This window comes from Petrotoga sp. HWHPT.55.6.3, from assembly GCF_002895495.1.
Taxonomy (GTDB): domain Bacteria; phylum Thermotogota; class Thermotogae; order Petrotogales; family Petrotogaceae; genus Petrotoga; species Petrotoga mobilis.
Genome location: NZ_AZRJ01000040.1, coordinates 1 through 4,779, shown reverse-complemented (window position 1 = coordinate 4,779; position 4,779 = coordinate 1). Strand labels below are relative to the sequence as shown.

The 4,779-nt window shown below is 52.4% G+C and carries 2 rRNA genes; both read right to left on the bottom strand.

The annotated features are described in order from the left end of the window. Positions 1–115: 115 nt before the first annotated feature. Positions 116–3,036, bottom strand: a 23S ribosomal RNA gene (locus X926_RS09065). Between the two features lie 99 nt (positions 3,037–3,135). After that, positions 3,136–4,647: ribosomal RNA gene (locus X926_RS09060) — 16S ribosomal RNA — on the bottom strand. Together the 16S and 23S rRNA genes form the textbook arrangement of a ribosomal RNA operon. Positions 4,648–4,779: the final 132 nt, after the last annotated feature.

Below are 4,779 nucleotides of genomic sequence, written 5' to 3'. Positions count from 1 at the left end.
CAAAGCGTACTACCATCGGCACGATACGGCTTAACCGTCAGGTTCGGTATGGTTCTGGGTGTTTCCCGTATCGTTATCTTCACCCCCTATTACTCATTCACAAGTGCATAGAGTTTCGTCCAAAGCCTCGGGCTATTAGTACCGCTCGGCTCAATACTTCTCAGTACTTACACCTGCGGCCTATCTACGTCTTGTTCTCAAACTGCCCTTACCTCTCTCGAGTGGGAAGCCTATTGTTTGGGCCCGTTTCCCGCTTAGATGCTTTCAGCGGTTATCGGTTATATGTGTGGCTACTCAGCTCCTGCTACTTGCATAACAGCTGATTCACCAGGGACATACTCACTCCGGTCCTCTCGTACTAGGAGCAACCCCCTTCAAGCTTCCTACCCCCGCAGCAGATAGGGACCGAACTGTCTTACGACGTTCTGAACCCAGCTCACGTACCGCTTTAATGGGCGAACAGCCCAACCCTTGGGACCGGCTTCAGCCCCAGGTTGCGATGAGCCGACATCGAGGTGCCAATCCACGCCGTCGATGTGAACTCTCGGGCGTGATTAGTCTGTTATCCCCGGGGTAACTTTTATCCGTTGATCGACGGCCCTTCCTCTCAGAACCGCCGGGTCACTAAGTCCAGGTTTCCCTCCTGATCGACTCGTCAGTCTCTCAGTTAAGCAGGCTTTTGCCTTTGCACTCTTCAGTGGATTTCCAACCCACTTGAGCCTACCTTCGAACACCTCCGTTACCTTTTAGGAGGCAACCGCCCCAGTTAAACTGCCCTCCTAACACTGTCCAGGTCAAGCTCTTCACTTTCTCCCGTTAGTAACCCATCGTTGTAAGGGCGGTATCCCACGGACGGCTCCAGCTGCCCTGGCGAGCAGCTTTCTCCGCCTCCCGCCTATCCTGTACATACAACGATAAGTTACAATGTCAGGTTACAGTAAAACTCCACGGGGTCTTTCCGTCTAGCTGCGGGTCCTTGGCGTCTTCACCAAGCTTGTAATTTCACCGGATCCTCCGTTAAGACAGCTCCCTAGTCGTTACGCCATTCATGCAGGTCGGAACTTACCCGACAAGGAATTTCGCTACCTTAGGACCGTTATAGTTACGGCCGCCGTTTACCGGGGCTTCAGTTCGAAGCTTGCACCTCTCCCCTTAACCTTCCGGCACTGGGCAGGCGTCAGTCCCTATACTTCCACTTCCGTGTTAGCAGAGACCTGTGTTTTTGGTAAACAGTCGCTAGGGACTTGTCACTGCGGCTCTATTAACATGATTCCTCATGCTAATAGTCCACCCCTTCTCCCGAAGTTACGGGGCCATTTTGCCTAGTTCCTTAACGAAGGTTATTCCGCTCCCCTTTGCCTTCTCAGCTCGTCTACCTGTGTCGGTTTCCAGAACGGGCAGTAAAAAAATCAACGCTACACGAGGCTTTTCTTGACAGTGTGATTATCTACCGTTGGCCTTGCGGCCTCCCCATCACGACTCCTCCTCCACCAGCGGATTTCCCTACCGGCTTCTTCGGCATCGTCGCTTGGAAGATTTGCAACCCTATCTCGGTAGCTTTACCTCCTGTGTCCCCCCTTGCAGCTCTTCTTTTACTGGTACGGGATTCTTCACCCGTTTTCCATCGGCTACCCCTTTCGGGTTCACCTTAGGTCCCGACTTACCCTGGGCGGACGACCCTTCCCCAGGTAACCTTAGACTTTAGGGGTGGGAGATTCTCACTCCCATTTCGTTACTCATGCCTGCATTCTCTCTTGTGCTTCGTCCACATAACCTTCCAGTTACGCTTCTCCCTCGCACATTGCTCCCCTACCTATAGCCTTTCGGCTATACCGTAGCTTCGGTGCGCGGCTTTAGCTCCGTTACATTTTCGGCGCAGTCCTCTTCTACCGGTGAGCTGTTACGCACTCTTTTAAGGATGGCTGCTTCTAAGCCAACCTCCCGGCTGTCTCAAGAGGTCCACTTCCTTTCACACTTAGCCGCTTCTTCGGAACCTTAGCTGTCGGTCTGGGCTCTTTCCCTCTCGACCATGAAGCTTATTCCCCACAGTCTTTCTCCCTGGTATCCAGTTATGGCATTCGGAGTTTGATTGGTTTCAGAGGTCTACCCCCCTACGCCATTCAGTGCTCTACCTCCATAACTCTTCTTCCAGAGGCCGTGCCTACACACGTTTCGGGGAGAACCAGCTATCCCCAGGTTCGGTTAGCTTTTCACTCCTACCCACATGTCATCCGAGGATTTTTCACTATCCACCAGTTCGGACCTCCACTTGGTTTTACCCAAGCTTCATCCTGCACATGGGTAGCTCACCTGGCTTCGGGTCTATTTCCAGTGACTTGCGCACTATTCATACTCGGTTTCCCTTCGGCTCCACCTACCGGCTTAACCTCGCCACCGAAAATAACTCGCAGGCTCATTAATCAAAAGGCACGCGGTCACTTTCGCTCCCGCTTCCTGTAGGCATACGGTTTCAGGTTCTCTTTCACTCCCCTCCCGGGGTCCTTTTCACCTTTCCCTCACGGTACTATTCCACTATCGCTCAGCTGTCCTCTTTAGCCTTGGATGGAGGTCCACCCAGCTTCACGCAGGATTCCTCGTGTCCTACGCTACTCGGGTTAACAGCAGTCGAATCTATATACTTTCGTGTACAGGACTTTCACCTTCTTCGGTAGGCCTTCCCATGCCTTTCCACTTCGTATATATTTCCAACCCCCTATCTGGCAGTTCGGGTAGCTGTTACCCACAACTCAGTAGCAACAACGCCTGCCCGCTTTTACATCGCTACTGTTTGGGCTCTTCCCTTTTCGCTCGCCGCTACTAGGGGAATCTCGTTTGATTTCTTTTCACCGGGTACTATGATGTTTCACTTCCCCAGCTTCGCCTCCTGTCTCCAGGATGCCTTTCGGCAGGTTTCCCCATTCGGATATCTGCGGATCTTCGCTCGTTTGCAGCTCCCCACAGCTTTTCGTAGCTTACCACGTCCTTCTTCGCTTCCAGCTGGCTAGGCATCCACCGTATGCCCTTCTCTCTTTGGACGTACTCTATGCACTTGTCAATGAGCTTTCTTTCTCCTTAGGATTGGTGNNACTCTCTCAAAAGTAGATAGAGGAGGTAGAAACTTTGTAATCTCCTTAGAAAGGAGGTGATCCAGGCGCACCTTCCGGTACACCTACCTTGTTACGACTTCGCCCCCCTCGCTAAGCCCACCTTCAACAGTACCTACCGTACTGCCTTCAGGTGTTCCCAACTCGGGTGGCGTGACGGGCGGTGTGTACAAGGCCCGGGAACGTATTCACCGCAGTTTGGCTGACCTGCGATTACTAGCGATTCCAGCTTCATGTAGGCGGGTTTCAGCCTACAATCCATATTACGGAGAGTTTTTCCGGATCCGCTCCACCTTCCGGCTTCGCTTCCCTTTGTCCTCCCCATTGTAGCACGTGTGTCGCCCAGAGTATAAGGGGCACGCTTATCTGACGTCATCCCCTCCTTCCTCCGCCTCGTCGGCGGCTGTCCAATTAGTGTCCCCAACTTTACTTGCTGGTAACTAATTGCAGGGGTTGCGCTCGTTGTGGGACTTAACCCAACACCTCACGGCACGAGCTGACGACGACCGTGCACCACCTGTGTAACCTCCTACCTTACGGTAGGCCAGTAGATTTCTCTACCTTCAGTTACATGTCAATCCCTGGTAAGGTTCTTCGGTTAGCTTCGAATTAAACCACATGCTCCACCGCTTGTGCGGACCCCCGTCAATTCCTTTGAGTTTCATCCTTGCGGACGTACTCCCCAGGTGGCTCACTTAGCGCGTTCGCTTCAGCACAGAGAGTCTTTCGCTCCCTACACCTAGTGAGCATCGTTTAGGGCCAGGACTACCCGGGTATCTAATCCGGTTTGCTCCCCTGGCTTTCGGACCTCAGCGTCAGCTGTAGCCCAGTAGACCAACTTCTTCACCGGCGTTCTTACCTGTATCTGCGGATTTCACCCCTACTCAGGTAATTCCGTCTACCTCTGCTACGCCCAAGATGATCAGTTTCATCCGCAAGCCGATCGTTGAGCAATCTTTTCACAGATGACTTGATCACCCGCCTACGTCCCCTTTACACCCAGTAATTCCGGGCAACGCTCGCCCCCTACGTCTTACCGCGGCTGCTGGCACGTAGTTAGCCGGGACTTTTCCTAATCTACCTTCTTCTGTAGTGTGTCCACTACCCTTTTATTCGATTAGTTCAGAAGTTTACATCCCGAGGGACTTCTTCCTTCACGCGGCGTCGCTGGATCAGGCTTTCGCCCATTGTCCAAGATTCCCCACTGCTGCCTCCCGTAGGAGTAGGGCCCGTGTCTCAGTGCCCTTGTGACCGTCCATGCTCTCACACCGGTTATCCGTCATCGGCTTGGTAAGCCTTTACCTCACCAACTACCTGATGGATAGTAGGTCCATCCTAAGGCTGTCTACCACTTTCCCCTCTCGGGCTTATCAGAGTTTACCTACCGTTTCCAGTAGCTATCTCTGTCCTTAGGGCAGGTCCCTACCTTTTACTCACCCGTTCGCCACTGGTTATATCTCCGAAGATCTATAACCCGTCCGACTTGCATGTGTTACGCACGCCGCCAGCGTTAACCCTGAGCCAGGATCAAACCCTTCATCCTATACTCTTGGGCCTCCTCTATCTACTTTTCAATGAGCTTTCCCTTTCCTTCTTCTCTTACTTTTTTCTTTCTTTCTCTCTTTCATCCATCAGCGTTGTATATATTACCACATCTCTCTCCACTTTGTCAATT